The organism is Pannonibacter phragmitetus (genome assembly GCF_050510895.1).
GTDB classification, from domain to species: Bacteria; Pseudomonadota; Alphaproteobacteria; order Rhizobiales; family Stappiaceae; genus Pannonibacter; species Pannonibacter phragmitetus_B.
In genome coordinates this window covers 197585-213102 of sequence record NZ_JBNINT010000001.1, presented here as the reverse complement: position 1 = coordinate 213102, position 15518 = coordinate 197585, and the positions used below count along the sequence as shown (strand labels likewise).

Below are 15518 nucleotides of genomic sequence, written 5' to 3'. Positions count from 1 at the left end.
CCGCCGCAGTCATTTTCAGGCACCGGCCAGCGCATCCGCGCGGCTGGCGTCGAACTGCAGGCGGGCAAGGCGCGCATAGAGCCCGCCTTCGGCGACGAGATCCGCATGTGTGCCCATCTCGACGATGCGGCCGTCTTCCATGACAATGATCCGGTCAGCCTTCAGCACGGTGGCAAGGCGGTGGGCGATGACAAGCGTGGTACGGCCCTCCATCAGCTGCTCAAGCGCCTTCTGCACCTGCACTTCGCTCTCCGCATCAAGCGCGCTCGTCGCCTCGTCCAGCAGCAGCACCGGCGCATCCTTGAGGATGGCACGGGCAATGGCAATGCGCTGGCGCTGGCCGCCGGAGAGCGTCACCCCGCGCTCACCGATGACCGTGTCATAGCCTTGCGGCATGGCGCTGATGAAATCGTGCGCGCGGGCGGCACGGGCAGCGGCATGGATTTCCTCCAGAGAGGCACCAGGACGGCCATAGGCGATGTTCTCCGCCGCTGTCGTGCCAAACACCACTGTGTCCTGCGGCACCAGCGCGATGCGCGCGCGCAGGACCTGCGGGCTGACATCCCGCAGATCGACGCCATCCAGGCACACGCGGCCAGACACCGGGTCATAGAAGCGCATCAGCAGATGGAAGAGCGTGGATTTACCTGCGCCTGACGGACCGACAATAGCGACCGTTTCGCCCGCCTTCACGTCAAGGCTCACCTCCCGCACGACGGGCCCGCCGCCGGTGTGGCCATAGGCGAAGCTGACACCCTCGAAGCTGACCTCGCCGCGCGCAGGGCTTGGCAGGGGCTTCGGATGTGCGGGCGCCTTGATCACCGGTTCGATGCGCAGGATCTCACCAAGGCGCTCCGCAGCGCCTGCTGCCTGCGAAATCTCGCCCCAGACCTGCGACAGCTCTCCCAGAGCTCCGGCGGCAAGGATCGAATAGAGCAGGAACTGGCCCAGTTCTCCGCCGCTCATCCGCCCTTCGAACACATCGCCTGCGCCAATCCACAAGACCGCCACCACGCTGGAGGCGATGATGAAGATGGCAAAGCCGGTGAGAACCGCCCTTGCACCCATGGCGCTGCGTGCTGCACCGAAGGCTTCTTCCACCGCCTTGCGGAACTTGCCTGCCGCGACACTCTCGCTGGTGAAGGCCTGCAATGCCCGGATGGCACCCAGCATTTCCGAAGCATAGGCGGACGCACCGGCCAGCGTGTCCTGCGCCCGGCGCGAGCGCTTGCGCACCGAGCGGCCGAAACCGATGAGCGGCAGAACGATCACCGGAATGGCAGCCAGAACGATGACGGAAAGGCGCGGACTGGTGAAGACCATCAGCGACACAGCGCCGATGAACATCACCAGATTGCGCATGGCGATGGAGGCGCTGGCGCCGCAGGCAGACTTGATCTGGGTGGTGTCCGCCGTCAGCCGCGACAGGATCTCGCCCGAGCGGGCGCTGTCATAGAATGACGGGCTTAGAGCTGTCAGATGCGCGAAGACATCCGCCCGCACATCGGCGACGATGCGCTCGCCAATCCACATGACGAGAAAATACCGGCAGGAACTGGCAAGTGCCAGAGCCGCCGCCACGCCGATCAGCATCAGGAAGTAGGAGTTGACCAGTGCCGGATCGTCTGCGGTGAAGCCATTGTCGATCATCCGCCGCACGGCCACGGGCAGAATCAGCGTGACGGAGGCAGCTGCAAACAGCGCCGCCATCGCTCCGGCCACCATCCAGCGGTAACGCAGCACATAGGGAAGGAGCTGCGTCAGCGGCCGCAGGGAGCGGCGGCGCGCTTCAGCCTCGTCTTTAGCGTCCTGCATTGCCGAATTGCCGTCTCTTGCGCCGTCAAACTGCCCGCTCATTTGCCTGCCTGTCAGCCTTGTCAACCTGTCCTGCCATCACTTGGCCCATGGCAGCGGCAATTCCAAGCGGAAAAAGGCGCCTGCACGCGTTTGCCTGCCCTTGTCTTGCTTGCCGTCTTGGGATATAGCAGCGCCTCATGTTTCAAGGGTCATGCGTGCGAGAGACGTTCGCTGGCTCAAATTTCAGGACTTGCATCTCGCCGGAACGCCTTCACGGGTGTGTGGGCAGGTGCTGGAAAGGACCGGCGATGAAAGCGAACATCCATCCCGATTACCACGCCATCAAGGTCGTGATGACCAATGGTACGGAATACATGACCCGTTCGACCTACGGCAAGGACGGCGACACCCTCACCCTCGACATTGATCCGACCTCCCATCCGGCCTGGACCGGCGGCGACCGTCAGATCATGGACCGTGGCGGCCGCGTTTCGCGCTTCAAGAACAAGTTCGCAGGCTTCCTGGGCTCCTGAGCCCTGCACTGCAGATCTTGCAAGCATCAAAAAACCCCCGGACCAGACTGGCCGGGGGTTTTTCGTGTTTTCTGCGGGCCCCGCTTCAGCCGGATGGCGCTTCGGCCCCGCTTTGCGGCTGGCGGATATCCGCCAGCTCATGCTTCCTGTCACATCACAGTTGCTTCAGGCCAGACCTGGCTTCAGTGCATCGTGGCCTTGGACTGGATTTTCAGAATTTCGTCCTTGAGCTTGAGCTTCTTGCGCTTCATCTCGGCCAGTTCGAGCGTGTCGACGCTCGGATGCCGCAGGGCCGTTTCGATCTCTTCGTCGAGGGCTGCATGGCGGCGCTCCAGTTCTGCAAGATGCGACTGCATTGACATGGATAGTGCTCCTTGTCCTGTTGGCTCAGACAGACAGATGTTGCCACACATTTTGCCGGCTTGTCGAATGCATTTCATGGGACCCGCTCTGCATCTGGCGCATAGTGCAGTGCGAAATAGAAACTACACTTACGTAAGAATTAAAAATGAAGAAATAATAGCGGCAATCTATTCTATTGCACCGCACCATTAATTCGGAATTCATCCACGCCTACAATGTGTTGGGAAAGCCCCTGTAAATTTGGCTCGCAGAAACGAAGGCAGCGGTGTACGGTTTCTCCAACGCGATTGGAGTTGCAAGGCGCGACGGGCCGGGGAGCACTTGTGCCAGGATCAGAGCACTTGAACCCGGTGTGTATTGTGTCTGGGGAGAGCGATGCCGGAAGCTAATGAACAGGCCGTGCGAGTTGAACTGGCGCAGCTGCGCCAGGAGCACCGTGACCTTGATAACGCCATTCAGGCCCTTGCCGGCACCGGCAGCGCAGATGCCTTGCAGCTGCAGCGCCTGAAGAAGAAGAAACTGATGATCCGTGACCGGATCGCCATTCTGGAAGACCAGCTTTTCCCGGATATCATCGCCTGATCCTGCGGGCTGAAAAATGCCGGATGGCAGGTCCTTGCGGCCTTGCGCCACGCCTTGCCGTGCCTATAATCCGCGCCTTCCCGAGCCCTCGTGGAAACCACTCAAGCCCGTGCGGCGCCTGAGCCTTTTCAAGGCTTGATGCGTCAGCATCTCAGAGACTTGGTATAAGGAGACAGCATGGCAAACGGGCCCGCACCGGTCGCAATCATCATGGGCAGCCAGTCCGATTGGCCGACCATGAAACACGCCGCAGACACGCTTGACCGTCTGGGGGTCGCTTACGAGGCCCGCATCGTCTCCGCACACCGCACGCCGGAGCGCATGTTCGACTTCGCCAAGGCTGCACGCGGCAACGGGGTGAAGGTGATCATCGCAGGTGCAGGCGGAGCGGCCCATCTGCCCGGCATGACCGCTGCCCTTACGCCGCTGCCGGTGTTCGGCGTTCCGATCGAGTCGCGCACCCTGAAAGGCGAAGACAGCCTCTTGTCCATCGTGCAGATGCCTGCGGGCATTCCGGTTGGCACTCTGGCGATTGGCCGTGCAGGCGCCGTCAATGCCGCCCTGCTCGCAGCCTCCGTCCTGGCACTCACCGATGAGGGGCTCGCCGGACGCCTGGACAGCTACCGGGCCGAGCAGACGGCCTCCGTTGCCGATTTCCCGAGCGACGAGGCCTGATCCCGCATGAGCCAGTTTCCTGACGACGGCCGTATCCTGAAGCCCGGCAGCACCATCGGTATCCTTGGCGGCGGACAGCTTGGCCGCATGCTGGCCCTTGCAGGCGCCAGCCTTGGCCTCAAGAGCCATATCTACTGCCCCGAGGCAGGCAGCCCTGCCTTTGAGGTGGCGGCCACTCATACGCAGGCAGCCTATGACGACCTTGCGGCGCTGGAAGCCTTTGCCCGCAGCGTTGATGTGGTCACCTATGAGTTCGAGAATGTGCCAGGCCCCACGGCGGCGCATCTTGCCGCCTTCGTGCCCGTCCGCCCCGGCCCGCGAGCGCTCGCCGTGTCGCAGGATCGGCTGAGCGAGAAGGACTTTCTGTCCGGCGCAGGCATTGCCCTGGCGGGCTATGCCGCCGTTGACAGCCTTGCGGATCTCGAGGCCGCGCTCGACCGCTTTGGCGGTCAGGGCGTGCTGAAGACCCGCCGCTTCGGCTATGACGGCAAGGGCCAGGCGATGATCCGCGACCGCACCACTGCGGCCGATGCGCTGGCGAAACTCGGCGGCAAGGATCTGGTGCTCGAGCAGCTCATTTCCTTCACACGGGAAGTTTCGGTCGTCGCCGCACGCGGCATCAATGGCGACATCGCCTGCTACGACATCACCGAGAACCACCACGAGCACCACATCCTCAAGACCTCCACCGTTCCGGCCAGCGTCACGGCTGCCACTGCGGCAAAGGCGCTGGAAATTGCCCGGCGCGTTGTCGATAGTCTGGGATATGTAGGCGTGACAGGCGTGGAAATGTTCGTCACCGGCTCCGGCGCAGACGAGGACCTTCTGGTCAACGAAATTGCCCCGCGCGTGCACAACTCCGGCCACTGGACGCAGGATGCGTGCCTCGTGTCCCAGTTCGAGCAGCACATGCGTGCTGTCGCAGGCTGGCCGCTGGGCAATCCACAGCGCCACAGCGACGTGGTGATGGAAAACCTGATCGGCGCCGATGCCGAGGGCTGGGCCGCTGTTCTTGCCGAGCCCGGCGCAAGGCTGCATCTCTATGGCAAGGCCGAAATCCGGCAAGGCCGCAAGATGGGCCACGTCAACCGTATCCGCCCGGCATCCGGCGCCTGACACAGGCCGCCAGCATTCAAGGCCTAAAAAGGCCCGGTGGAACGCTCCGCCGGGCCTTTTCTGTTTCGTCAGACCTGTCTGATCAACTGCCGGATACCAGTCCCAGCCGCTCGCGTTGCGAAAAGCGCCAGATGGCAAGAACGGCAGTAAACGCGAGACCCGTCGCAAGCCCCCACCAGATGCCGACACCGCCGAGCCCCACGACGAAGGCCAGTACATAGGCCGTGGTCATGCCGACGGCGATGTAGCCAGCGAGCGCCAGCAAGAAAGGCACCATTGTGTCCCCGAGCCCGCGCAGAATGCTGCCTGCGGCCACCTGCGCCCCATCGGCCAGCTGGAAGATCGCAGCCACACCGAGAAACACTGCCGCAAGCTCCAGTACCGGCGGGGTGTCGGGCAGGTTCTCATCAAGGAAAAGACCAACGAGAAATTCCGGCATGGTCCAGAAGGTGATGGCTGCGCAGAACATGGTGACAAGCGCAAGGCCAAGCGTAACCCAGCCTGCCCGCGCCACCCCTGCCCGGTCACGCTGACCTGCGGCGATACCGATGCGGCTCATGCCTGCCTGGCTGATGCCCAACGGAATCATGAAGGTGATAGCAGCCAGCTGCAGCGCAATGCCGTGCGCAGCGAGCGGAATCGTACCAAGCCAGCCCATCATCAGCGTCGAACCAGAGAACAACAACCCCTCCGCCACGATGGTTGCGCCGATCGGGGTTCCCAGTTTGATGATGGTGAAGAAATCCGGCCAATCCGGACGCCAGATGCGGCCGAAAATGGCAAAGCGGCGCAGGCGCCGTTGACGGATCACATAAAGCCCAAGCAGCAGAAAGCCGAAGGTAGAAGTCACCACCGAGGCAATGGCCGCACCCACCAGCTCCAACCGGGGAAAGCCGAAATTGCCAAAGATCAGCAGGTAGTTGAACCCGCCATTGAGAAAGGCGGAGAGCACCGTCACCCACAGCACCACCTGGGTCAGGCCAGTAACCGTCAGGAAAGAGCGCAGCGCCATGACGGCGAGTGCCGGGAACAGCGACCACTGCATGACCCGGACATAGGCACCGGCCGCAGCAGACACCTCGGGCTCCTGACCCAGCAAAATCAATATATCCTTGCTGAACCAGAGCAATAGCCACACGGGCACGCAATAGCAGGTAACGATCCAGAGGCCCATGCGCACGGAGCGGCGCATGGCGCGGGCATCCTTCCGCCCGCGCGCAGCCCCCGCCAGTGGCACAATAGCCTGACACACGCCCATGCCGAACATCCAGAAAAGGATATAAACGTTCTGGGCCAGAACGACAGCGCCCAGTTCGACTGCGCCCAGCCAGCCCACCATGATCACATCTGTGGTGTTGATGGCCATCTGTGCCAGCTGCGCACCCGCCAACGGCAGGCCGAGCGCCAGTGTCGGGCGGATGTCACCGAGCCAAAGGCTCTTCCCTGGAGGGGCGGCAGGGGCATTTTGAGGTGAGATCTGCATGGCAGGCTCCGGAAAGCGCGGCAGGCACGTCTCCCGTCAGATCAATGGCATGCGGGGGCGGTGCGATTAAGGGAAGTCCCACAGGCATAGGGGCATGCCTCTTTGGTGGGCAGAAAGACCTAGCCCCTTTGACAGCCACTGTCCACCCGCAATCCCGCCACACCCCGCGCACAACCAACTCTGCCGTGGTGGAAGCCGTCCGGCTCTTTTGAAAGCACAGAACGCAACCAGAGTGGACATTGTGGCCCAATTCTGATAGTACGCGCGCCAGTGAGCGGTGGTGGCTGCGAGAACAGGCCTTTTATGCCGGAGCGCGCCACAAGTCTTGCTTTCTAAACATCATGTCTACAGCACTCCTGTCTCTGGCAGGATGCGGAACGATAGGGTCAGACGCGTGCAGGTTCTGGTTCGCGACAACAATGTTGATCAGGCGCTTCGTGCGCTGAAGAAAAAGTTGCAGCGTGAAGGCGTATTCCGCGAAATGAAGCTTCGCGGCCACTACGAGAAGCCTTCCGTGAAGAAGGCGCGCGAGAAGGCCGAGGCTGTACGCCGCGCCCGCAAGCTCGCACGCAAGCGTGCCCAGCGCGAGGGCCTTGTGCCCGGCCGCGCCACGCACTGAGAGCCGGTGAAACACCGGCCAGGCGTGCAACGCCCATCTACAGCAGTGCTGTAACCCCTTGTAAAAGACCGGCTGGAATCCTGGCCGGTCTTTTCGTGTTTGCGCAAGTCTGCAAGAACCTTACGGCAGATGCGCAAGACTGGCATTGTCAAAGCGTATCAGAGACGGCAGGGTGAAGCCTCCAGGAGGCCTCTGCATCAGGACGGATGATTTGGATGGGCGATTTTGAAGGCATTCTTCCTCGTACCGGCACGCGGCTGATGGCCAGGCTGGCTGTACGGCTGACAGGCACAGCTGCGCTCTGCCTTGTTCTGGCGGCGTGCCAGACCTCGGACATCTATTCCAATGTCCCGATCGACCGGGCGGCCGGCTCCAGTGCCAATATCGATTCCTTGAGTGCAGTGATCCAGTCGAACCCGCGTGATGCCAGCGCCTACAACACGCGCGGCATTGCCTTTGGTCAGGCGGGACGTCTCGACAAGGCGATGGAAGACTTCAACGCCGCGCTGAAGCTGGATCCCAACTCCTATCAGGCGTTCGCCAACCGTGCGCTGGTGGAGCGCCGCAGGGGCAACATGCCCAACGCCATTGCCGACTACGACCGGGCGCTGCGCATCAACCCGGCCTATGACACCGCCCTGATCGGCCGTGGCAACACCTACCGGCTGATGGGCCGCTACAATGAGGCCCTGCGCGACTTTGACGAGGCGATCCGCCGCAACTCCTACGACGCCCGCGCCTTTCACAACCGTGGCCTGATCTATCAGGCGCAGGGGCAGCACACCTTTGCCATCGAAGATTTCTCGACGGCCATCGTGCTGAACCCCAAGGCGGAAGAACCCTACACGGCGCGCGGCATTTCCTATCTGAAGATCAACGATCCGGCGGCTGGCCTCGCGGATCTGTCAGAAGCGGTCAACCTGGACAAGAACTCAGCCATGGCCTGGGCCGGGCGCGGCGTCGCACTGGAAATGCAGGGCAAGTACACCGACGCTGTGCGCAGCTACAACCGGGCGCTCGGCCTCGACAGCAACAACGACCTTGCCCGCGAAGGCCTGGGCCGCGCCCAGCGCGCGCAGCAGACAGCCTCACGCTAACGCTCACCCATCAGAACGGCGCGGGCGCCTCGAACCGCAGGCGTTCGCCCGTCACCGGATGCGTGAACTCAAGCATCTGTGCATGCAACGCCAGACGCGGAGAAACTTTGCGCGCTTCCTCGTGGGCATAAAGGCTGTCGCCAATGATGGGATGGCCGAGGCTGAGCATATGCACCCGCAGCTGGTGCGAACGGCCGGTAATCGGCGTCAGCAGCATTCGGGTGACATCACCCTCAATTCCGCCGTTGCGCCACAAGGTCACCGCAGGTCGGCCTTCCTCAAAACAGATCTTCTGCTTCGGCCGGTTCGGCCAGTCGACGATAAGCGGCAGGTTCACCTCACCCGCATCTGCTTTGACATGACCATAGACCAGCGCGACATAGGCCTTGTCCGTCTCGCGCCGCTCGAACTGCATCGAAAGCTGCCGGTGCGCTTCCGCATTCAGCCCCATGACCATGATGCCTGAGGTGTCCAGATCAAGCCGGTGGACGATCCGCGCCCCGCGCACCATCCGCGACACGCGGGTAGCAAGGCTGTCATCGCGCCCTTCGCCCTTGCCGGTCACGCTGAGGAGCCCATGCGGCTTGACCACGACAAGCACATCGCGGTCCTGAAACAGGATCTGCAAGGGCCTTGCGGCGGCGTGTAATCAAGGGGAGTGGCTGGCTCTGGTCCATGCCAGAGCGTATGGCGCGGCGCATGCGCATTTGCAAGAAAAAGCCGCGGGCAGCACCACCCGGACATGACAAGACCCGCAGCGTGGGCTGCGGGCCTTGCAGTATCCCGAAAGGAATGGATCAGACGGTCAGGACCGCCAGAACGCCCGTCAGCGCGAAGACGGCGGCAGGCGGGATCCAGCCCTTTTCGCCAAGCGCAAAGCCGATGCCGACGCTCACCAGATTGGCGATCAGCATGATCCAGCCGAGAACCAGCGCAGCCGTTCCGCCAAAGGCGAACATGAGCAGCGTCAGCACGATGGACATGACCGAGATCGTTCCGATCTTCGAAGCGTTGATAAAGCCTTCGTAGGTCCGCTCGTGCTCGGCGTAGTCCATCGAAGAAGAAGTGGTGTTGGACATCAGATTCCCCGGTTCCGGTCATCCTATACTGCCTGCATCGCTCTCACGACCGGCGCTGTCAGTCAAGCCCTGTGGTGCAAAGATATGAGGTTGAAGGGGTGAGGCCTTGCACAGAAATAGCTTGCCGTATCACCTCACTCCACTGCCGCAAGTCCTGCACTTGCCAGGGCGGCCGCCTGACGGGCGGCGACCGTTTCCACCTTGAAGCCGTCGATCTGTTCGTTGAATAGGCGGAAGAAATTCAGCTCGGCGCGCAGATGCAGGAACACCCCGCCAAGGCCGATAGCGGCGCGGTCCATGAAGACGAACTCGCGCGGCACGGTCACCGGTCCAAGCTTTTTCAGTGCCTGCTGGACGCGGAAAGCTTCCTTGCGGCCATATTCGGAGGGGCTCACGCCATCAGCGATCGAGCGCACGCGGTCAGTCAAGAGCGGGCCATAGATGAACCGGGCCCAGATGTTCAGCACATCAATCAGCTCCCGCGTCAGCCCCTTGAAGCCCCAGCGCTCATAGGCCGAGACAACCCGCGCTTCGTCCTCATGCAGAAGACCCAGATAGAGATCCACCACGCCTTCGACAAAGGCAGGCGGGAAGATGCGGATGCAGCCATAGTCGAGCAGGTTGATGCCAGCCGCCTCGCCGTTCTCCTGAAACACAGTGTAATTGCCAAGGTGCGGATCGCCATGGATGACACCGAAATGGCTGAAAGGATGCCACCAGGCATGGAACATGGTGGAGGCCAGCCGGTTGCGCGTCTCCAGATCCGCATCCTTCCAGCTGAGCAGCGGCCCGCCCTCCAGCCAGCCCATGGTCAGCAAGCGGCTTGTCGAAAGCTCCGGCACCACTTCAGGCACGCGGATGCGCGGCTCGTCCCTGAAGATGGTGCGGTAGACCGCCATCTGCTGCGCCTCGCGCTGATAATCAAGTTCCTCGCGCAGCCGCTCGCCGATTTCCTTGGCAATTTCGCGAGTATCGATGGCCGATTGCATGCGCCGGTGCAGGGAGAACAGCACGGAAAGCTGGCTCAGATCCGCCTCGACCGCAGAGGCCATGTCGGGATATTGCAGCTTGCAGGCCAGCGCGCGGCCATCCAGCCCCTCCGCCCGGTGCACCTGCCCCAGGGACGCTGCCGCCGCAGGCTCCTTTTCAAAAATGGCGAAACGCTTCTCCCAGTCAGCCCCCAGTTCGGCGCGCATGCGGCGCTTGACGAAAGCCCAGCCCATCGGCGGGGCATTGGCCTGAAGCTTTGCAAGCTCCGCAGCATATTCAGGCGGCAGCAGATCGGGAATGGTGGACAGAAGCTGCGCCACCTTCATCAGCGGCCCCTTCAGGCCGCCCAGCGCAGCAGCAAGGCTCTCTGCGTCCTTCCTGTTGTCCGCCGCAAGACCGAAGAGCTTGGCCCCCGCCAGCTTGGCGGCAACACCGCCCACATTGGTGCCCACACGGGCGTAGCGGCCAACACGCGCGGAAAACCGGTTGGCTTCCCTGTCATTACCTGCGGACATCAAGGCTTCCTGACATGCTGAACTTCTGTCCTGCTCCCATATGGGACGCTGGCACCTTTCAGCAAGTCACATCGCCAATCCCCGTCACGAAAGGCCGGCTGTCAACGGACACTGGCGAGATCTGCGACAAGCTGGTCGCGGTGCACCATCAGGCCCTTGTAGCGCAATTGCGCCTCATCGAGGCCTCCAAGCTGCTCCGCCAACCCTGCGGCCAATTCCCGCGCCCGTGGCTGTGCCGTCAGAAGCCGCAGGGGATCGTGATGGATCTTGACGGTGAACAGCAGATCCCCGCTTTCCGGAAGCCGTGAAAGAGTTTGCCGCTCCACCCGGATGAAGGCCCCCGCCAGCATCGCCCCCTCACCTTCCGCCATTTGCGGTGACATCTGCTTGGGGCGGGAATGATGCAGCTCCGGACTGTCATAGACTGACCAATTAAGCCGCGCCACAAGCTGGCCGGGCTTCAGATTGTCGAAGATGCGGTCAATCGTCTGCCCCATGCGTCCGGCATAACCGGGCACATGCTCATGGATCTCAGCCATAGGCCGGGAGGCCTTGGCTGCGAGCGACCAGGAGGACGGGAAGCACAGCGAGGCTGCAGCCAGCCGCCAGCCGCCCTCTCCCTTGCGCATCAGCACCAGATCTTCCTGTACGGCACGGCTGACAGTCTGCAACGGTGGCTCGGCTTCCTGCATGTGAAAGGCCGTGCCATCCGCCACCAAGGCAATCCCGCTGCCCTCAGCCCGGTAAAGACCAGGATGCGCCGCAGGCAAGTGCGCGGCCATAAGTGCAAAGGCTTCTGCCTGTGCAGGCAGCGTCTCCGGCTCGCTGTGGATCACCACATCCGGCACAGTTGCCATCAACTCGCGCTTTCGCGCCAGCTGTTCGGCAAAGCGCTCGTCCGGATCGAACCAGCGCTCTTGCGGCACCGGTTCCAGACCAATGGAGAAGGGACGCTTCGACCCGTCATAAGGCGTGTAACGGAACATCCCCTCTCCTCACTTTGCAGACAGCGAGACTGAATCTCAGTCTTCCATTTCTTCCAACTCGTCGATGATGCGTTCGATCACCGACAGGCCCTTCTTCCAGAAGCCCGGATCGCTGGCATCGAGGCCAAAGGGCGCCAGCAGCTCCGAATGGTGTTTGGTGCCACCAGCCTTCAGGAGGTCAAAGTACTTCTGCTGGAATCCGGCCTCAGCCTCCTCGTAAACCGCATAGAGCGAATTCACGAGGCAATCGCCGAAAGCATAGGCATAGACGTAGAAGGGCGAATGGATGAAGTGCGGAATATAGGTCCAGAAGGTCTCATAACCTTCGCCCAGATTGATGGCGGGTCCAAGGCTCTCGCGCTGAACATCCATCCAGATCTCACCGATCCGCTCCGCTGTCAGCTCCCCGTTCCGCCGTTCGGAATGGATACGGCGCTCGAAGCTGTAGAAGGCGATCTGCCGCACCACCGTGTTGATCATGTCCTCAGCCTTAGAAGCGAGCATGATCTTGCGGGTGCGCTTGTCCTCGGCCTTGTCCAGCAGAGAGCGGAAGGTCAGCATCTCGCCAAAGACACTTGCCGTTTCGGCCAGCGTCAACGGCGTCGGCGCCATCAGCGGGCCGTTGGGGGCGGCCAGCACCTGGTGCACACCATGGCCCAGCTCATGGGCCAGCGTCATCACGTCCCGCGTCTTGCCCAGATAGTTGACCAGCACATAGGGATGCGCGCTCGGCACGGTGGGATGGGCAAAGGCACCCGGTGCCTTGCCATCGCGCGCGGGCGCGTCGATCCAGCCCTTGTCGAAGAAGCGCTGCGCGATCTCGGCCATCTCGGGCGAAAAACCAGCATAGGCTGCAAGCACCGTATCGCGTGCCTCGCTCCAGGGAATGACCCTGTTGTCCGCCTTCGGCAGCGGTGCGTTGCGGTCCCAATGGTTCAGCTTGTCCATGCCAAGCCAGCGGGCCTTGAGCGCATAATAGCGGTGCGACAGGCGCGGATAGGCATCACGCACGGCAGCAACCATGGCATCCACCACCTCGCGCTCCACCCGGTTGGCCAGGTGGCGGCTGTCGGCAATATCCTGGAACTTGCGCCAGCGGTCGGAGATTTCCTTGTCCTTGGCCAGCGTGTTGGTGATCAGCGTGAAGACCCGCAGGTTCGCCTTAAAGGTCACGGCCAGCGCATCGGAGGCGGCCTTGCGCCTTGCCGGATCGGCATCCTGCAACAGGTTCAGCACCTGCTCGATGGCAAGACTCTCCCCGCCAACCGTGAAACGGAGAGAAGCGATCGTCTCATCAAACAGCCGGTTCCAGGCACCGCGCCCGGTGACGGACTTCTCGTGGAACAGCTGCTCCACCCGGTCTTCCAGCTGGAACGGCTTTTCCTTGCGCAGATCCTCAAACCACGGGCGGTAATGTTTCAGGCCCGGATCTTCCAGCGCCGCTTCAATCACCGCATCATCGATGGAGTTGATCTCCAGCGTGAAGAACAGAAGGTGAGAACTGGCTGACGTGATCTTTTCCTGCACATCACCATAGAATTTCTGGCGGACCGGATCGGTGGTGTTACCGGCATAAACGAGGCCCGCGAAGGAAATCAGCTTACCGAGCAGATCCTCCAGATCCTCGAAGGACTGGATCGCAGCCAGAAGCCCGTCACGGTCTTCGGCAGCAAGCCTTGCCAGATGCCCCTTGTAAGCACCCTCAAACTGACGGGAGCGCTCGAGTGCCGCAGCGAGATCTGCCTGAACCTGCGGCGCGTCAAGTGCCGGATAAAGGTCTGTGAGATCCCATTCCGGCAAGTCGCCCAGCCCTGTTGCGGCTGCGTGGGAGCTGGCGGCTTCAAAACCCTTCATAAATCCTCCGGTTGCATCCGTGCGATGCGTCAAAGACATGTCTGCAAGACTGTGCTTGTTGAAATTAGGGCCCAAACCCCGTCACAAGCAATCATCATTCTCTCGAATGGCGCCATGATTATGGACGATTTGTTTACTTGCGGCTGCGAATGATGGCCCGAATTGAGACAGCCGAGGCCGGGACGTAAAATGGTAGCAGCCAGCGGACGCATTCTTGTCGTGGATGACGACCCGATCCAGCGCCGCCTGTTGCAGGAGGCCATCACCCGCTTTGGTTACAGGGTGAAGCTGGCCGAAAACGGCGCAGAGGCGCTGAAGGTCATGACGGGCGCAGAGGGCGCCGACATCGACCTCGTCGTCATGGACATGGTAATGCCGGAGCTGGACGGCCTTGGCGCATTGCGCCAGATGCGCGCCCAAAAGATTGCCGTGCCGGTGATCATGCAAACAGCCCACGGCGGGATCGACACTGTCGTCAATGCCATGAATGCCGGTGCACAGGACTTCGTCGTCAAGCCCGTCTCGGCGGAGCGGCTGGAAGTCTCCATCCGCAACCTGATGAAGGTCTCGGCACTCGAAAGCGAAATCACCCGCCTGCATAGACGGGCGTCCGGCACGCTCACCTTCAACGAAATCATCACCCGTTCGGGGGCCATGGAGCGCGTGCTGCGGCTTGGACAGCGCGCCGCGTCATCCAATATCCCGATCCTGATCGAGGGGAAAGCGGCGTCGGCAAGGAACTGATCGCCCGTGCCATCCAGGGCACCAGCGACCGGAAATCCCGTCCCTTCGTGACCGTGAACTGCGGTGCCATTCCGGACAATCTGGTGGAATCGATCCTCTTCGGCCACGAGAAAGGCGCCTTCACCGGCGCTGTCGACAAGCATGTCGGCAAGTTCCAGGAGGCCCATGGCGGCACGCTGTTCCTTGATGAAGTGGGCGAGCTGCCCATGGAAGTGCAAGTCAAGCTGCTGCGTGCATTACAGGAAGGGGAGATCGACCCCATTGGCGCGCGCCGGCCGGTCAAAGTGGACTTCCGCCTCATCTCGGCCACCAACCGCCGCCTGCTGGACCTGGTGAAGGAAGGCGGCTTCCGCGAGGATCTCTATTACCGGCTGAATGTCTTCCCGATCTGGATCCCGCCGCTGCGCGACCGTATCGAGGATATTCCGGCCTTGGCCCGGCATTTCCTTGCACGCTTTGCCGCTGAGGAAGGCAAGCCGCAGGTGCGGGGCATCTCGGCCGAGGCGCTGGCTCTGCTGCAGGCCTACACCTGGCCCGGCAATATCCGCCAGCTGGAGAACACGATCTTCCGCGCCATGGTTCTGTGCGATGGCGATCAGCTTGTACCTGAGGATTTCCCCAGGTCGCAGCCGCGCTTGATCATCCTCTGCCCGTGCCAGAACTGCGAGGCGCAGCTGCCAGCCCGTCACCCGCCGGCGGCGGCGCAGCAACTTTTTCCACAAATACTCCACAGACCGATCAAACTGCTCCGCCGCATCATCAATCTGCCACAAGCACTCCGTATGGCTTCCTGCGCAGTCTCGACGATGATGGCCATTTGCGCAGCCTGACAGCCGTCGAGGAAGATATGATCCGTACCGCGATCAGCCATTACGGCGGCCGGATGACGGAGGTGGCGAAGCGGCTAGGAATCGGCCGCTCTACCTTGTACAGAAAACTTAAGGATTATGGTCTGGAGGACGGAACGGACCAGAGCGGAGACATGTGACGGCGCGGCTGCGGCATAATCGCACCTGTCAACACAAGTTTGACGACGCCGTTTTCGAGCGTCACGCCAGCAGGGGCCCGCGGTTGAGCCTGCATCG

General features: G+C 62.0%; 14 protein-coding genes and 1 pseudogene. 7 read left to right on the top strand and 8 right to left on the bottom strand.

Annotation, left to right across the window (positions count from 1 at the left end):
• Positions 1 to 15: 15 nt before the first annotated feature.
• The gene (locus ACQB61_RS01010; RefSeq protein WP_430514255.1) at positions 16 to 1815 is read right to left on the bottom strand and encodes an ABC transporter transmembrane domain-containing protein; all 1800 of its coding nucleotides are present in this window, start codon (positions 1813 to 1815) and stop codon (positions 16 to 18) included.
• Between the two features lie 290 nt (positions 1816 to 2105).
• On the opposite strand from ACQB61_RS01010, the gene rpmE reads away from it, so the two are divergent.
• Positions 2106 to 2330, top strand: a complete 225-nt coding sequence (gene rpmE, locus ACQB61_RS01005; RefSeq protein WP_430511123.1) for a 50S ribosomal protein L31 — start codon at positions 2106 to 2108, stop codon at positions 2328 to 2330.
• 182 nt (positions 2331 to 2512) lie between these two features.
• Here the strand turns inward: rpmE and ACQB61_RS01000 are convergent, their stop codons facing one another.
• A complete protein-coding gene (locus ACQB61_RS01000; protein ID WP_430511122.1) occupies positions 2513 to 2692 on the bottom strand; it encodes a YdcH family protein in 180 nt (59 codons plus the stop codon).
• A 376-nt stretch (positions 2693 to 3068) separates the two neighbouring features.
• Here ACQB61_RS01000 and ACQB61_RS00995 point away from each other — a divergent pair, with 376 nt between their 5' ends.
• The 3 genes from ACQB61_RS00995 to ACQB61_RS00985 all read left to right on the top strand — a co-directional run bounded on the left by ACQB61_RS00995 (position 3069) and on the right by ACQB61_RS00985 (position 5066).
• A complete protein-coding gene (locus tag ACQB61_RS00995; protein WP_430511121.1) occupies positions 3069 to 3275 on the top strand; it encodes a YdcH family protein in 207 nt (68 codons plus the stop codon).
• A gap of 177 nt (positions 3276 to 3452) precedes the next feature.
• Positions 3453 to 3950 carry a 5-(carboxyamino)imidazole ribonucleotide mutase gene (purE, locus tag ACQB61_RS00990; RefSeq protein ID WP_430511120.1) on the top strand — a complete coding sequence of 166 codons (498 nt, stop codon included), beginning with the start codon at positions 3453 to 3455 and terminating at the stop codon, positions 3948 to 3950.
• Positions 3951 to 3956: 6 nt separating this feature from the next.
• Positions 3957 to 5066, top strand: a complete 1110-nt coding sequence (locus ACQB61_RS00985; protein ID WP_430511119.1) for a 5-(carboxyamino)imidazole ribonucleotide synthase — start codon at positions 3957 to 3959, stop codon at positions 5064 to 5066.
• 82 nt (positions 5067 to 5148) lie between these two features.
• Here the strand turns inward: ACQB61_RS00985 and ACQB61_RS00980 are convergent, their stop codons facing one another.
• Positions 5149 to 6549, bottom strand: a complete 1401-nt coding sequence (locus ACQB61_RS00980) for an MATE family efflux transporter (protein WP_430511118.1) — start codon at positions 6547 to 6549, stop codon at positions 5149 to 5151.
• A gap of 394 nt (positions 6550 to 6943) precedes the next feature.
• Here ACQB61_RS00980 and rpsU point away from each other — a divergent pair, with 394 nt between their 5' ends.
• Positions 6944 to 7168 carry a 30S ribosomal protein S21 gene (gene rpsU, locus ACQB61_RS00975; protein ID WP_040678867.1) on the top strand — a complete coding sequence of 75 codons (225 nt, stop codon included), beginning with the start codon at positions 6944 to 6946 and terminating at the stop codon, positions 7166 to 7168.
• A gap of 215 nt (positions 7169 to 7383) precedes the next feature.
• A complete protein-coding gene (locus ACQB61_RS00970) occupies positions 7384 to 8265 on the top strand; it encodes a tetratricopeptide repeat protein (protein WP_430511117.1) in 882 nt (293 codons plus the stop codon).
• A gap of 10 nt (positions 8266 to 8275) precedes the next feature.
• Here ACQB61_RS00970 and ACQB61_RS00965 read toward each other — a convergent pair whose 3' ends face one another.
• From ACQB61_RS00965 to ACQB61_RS00945, 5 genes are all read right to left on the bottom strand, one after another.
• Positions 8276 to 8893, bottom strand: a complete 618-nt coding sequence (locus ACQB61_RS00965; RefSeq protein ID WP_430511116.1) for a pseudouridine synthase — start codon at positions 8891 to 8893, stop codon at positions 8276 to 8278.
• A gap of 169 nt (positions 8894 to 9062) precedes the next feature.
• On the bottom strand, positions 9063 to 9344 hold the full coding sequence (locus ACQB61_RS00960) for an aa3-type cytochrome c oxidase subunit IV (RefSeq protein ID WP_430511115.1): 282 nt from the start codon (positions 9342 to 9344) through the stop codon (positions 9063 to 9065).
• A 134-nt stretch (positions 9345 to 9478) separates the two neighbouring features.
• Complete coding sequence (locus ACQB61_RS00955; RefSeq protein WP_430511114.1) at positions 9479 to 10849, bottom strand: ABC1 kinase family protein; 1371 nt, start codon at positions 10847 to 10849, stop codon at positions 9479 to 9481.
• Positions 10850 to 10950: 101 nt separating this feature from the next.
• Positions 10951 to 11835, bottom strand: coding sequence for a heme-dependent oxidative N-demethylase family protein (locus tag ACQB61_RS00950; protein WP_430511113.1), 885 nt, complete (start codon positions 11833 to 11835; stop codon positions 10951 to 10953).
• A gap of 36 nt (positions 11836 to 11871) precedes the next feature.
• Entirely contained in the window at positions 11872 to 13689 is a 1818-nt protein-coding gene (locus tag ACQB61_RS00945) for a M3 family oligoendopeptidase (protein WP_430511112.1), read from the bottom strand.
• Positions 13690 to 13878: 189 nt separating this feature from the next.
• Here ACQB61_RS00945 and ACQB61_RS00940 point away from each other — a divergent pair.
• Positions 13879 to 15421: pseudogene (locus ACQB61_RS00940) on the top strand (sigma-54-dependent transcriptional regulator).
• Positions 15422 to 15518: the final 97 nt, after the last annotated feature.

What these genes read in the sequence shown, in the direction of transcription:
- ACQB61_RS01010 (WP_430514255.1), bottom strand. Translation starts at nt 1,815, where the DNA reads ATGCAGGACGCTAAAGACGAGGCTGAAGCGCGCCGCCGCTCCCTGCGG.
- rpmE (WP_430511123.1), top strand. Translation starts at nt 2,106, where the DNA reads ATGAAAGCGAACATCCATCCCGATTACCACGCCATCAAGGTCGTGATG.
- ACQB61_RS01000 (WP_430511122.1), bottom strand. Translation starts at nt 2,692, where the DNA reads ATGTCAATGCAGTCGCATCTTGCAGAACTGGAGCGCCGCCATGCAGCC.
- ACQB61_RS00995 (WP_430511121.1), top strand. Translation starts at nt 3,069, where the DNA reads ATGCCGGAAGCTAATGAACAGGCCGTGCGAGTTGAACTGGCGCAGCTG.
- purE (WP_430511120.1), top strand. Translation starts at nt 3,453, where the DNA reads ATGGCAAACGGGCCCGCACCGGTCGCAATCATCATGGGCAGCCAGTCC.
- ACQB61_RS00985 (WP_430511119.1), top strand. Translation starts at nt 3,957, where the DNA reads ATGAGCCAGTTTCCTGACGACGGCCGTATCCTGAAGCCCGGCAGCACC.
- ACQB61_RS00980 (WP_430511118.1), bottom strand. Translation starts at nt 6,549, where the DNA reads ATGCAGATCTCACCTCAAAATGCCCCTGCCGCCCCTCCAGGGAAGAGC.
- ACQB61_RS00970 (WP_430511117.1), top strand. Translation starts at nt 7,384, where the DNA reads ATGGGCGATTTTGAAGGCATTCTTCCTCGTACCGGCACGCGGCTGATG.
- ACQB61_RS00960 (WP_430511115.1), bottom strand. Translation starts at nt 9,344, where the DNA reads ATGTCCAACACCACTTCTTCTTCGATGGACTACGCCGAGCACGAGCGG.
- ACQB61_RS00955 (WP_430511114.1), bottom strand. Translation starts at nt 10,849, where the DNA reads ATGTCCGCAGGTAATGACAGGGAAGCCAACCGGTTTTCCGCGCGTGTT.
- ACQB61_RS00950 (WP_430511113.1), bottom strand. Translation starts at nt 11,835, where the DNA reads ATGTTCCGTTACACGCCTTATGACGGGTCGAAGCGTCCCTTCTCCATT.
- ACQB61_RS00945 (WP_430511112.1), bottom strand. Translation starts at nt 13,689, where the DNA reads ATGAAGGGTTTTGAAGCCGCCAGCTCCCACGCAGCCGCAACAGGGCTG.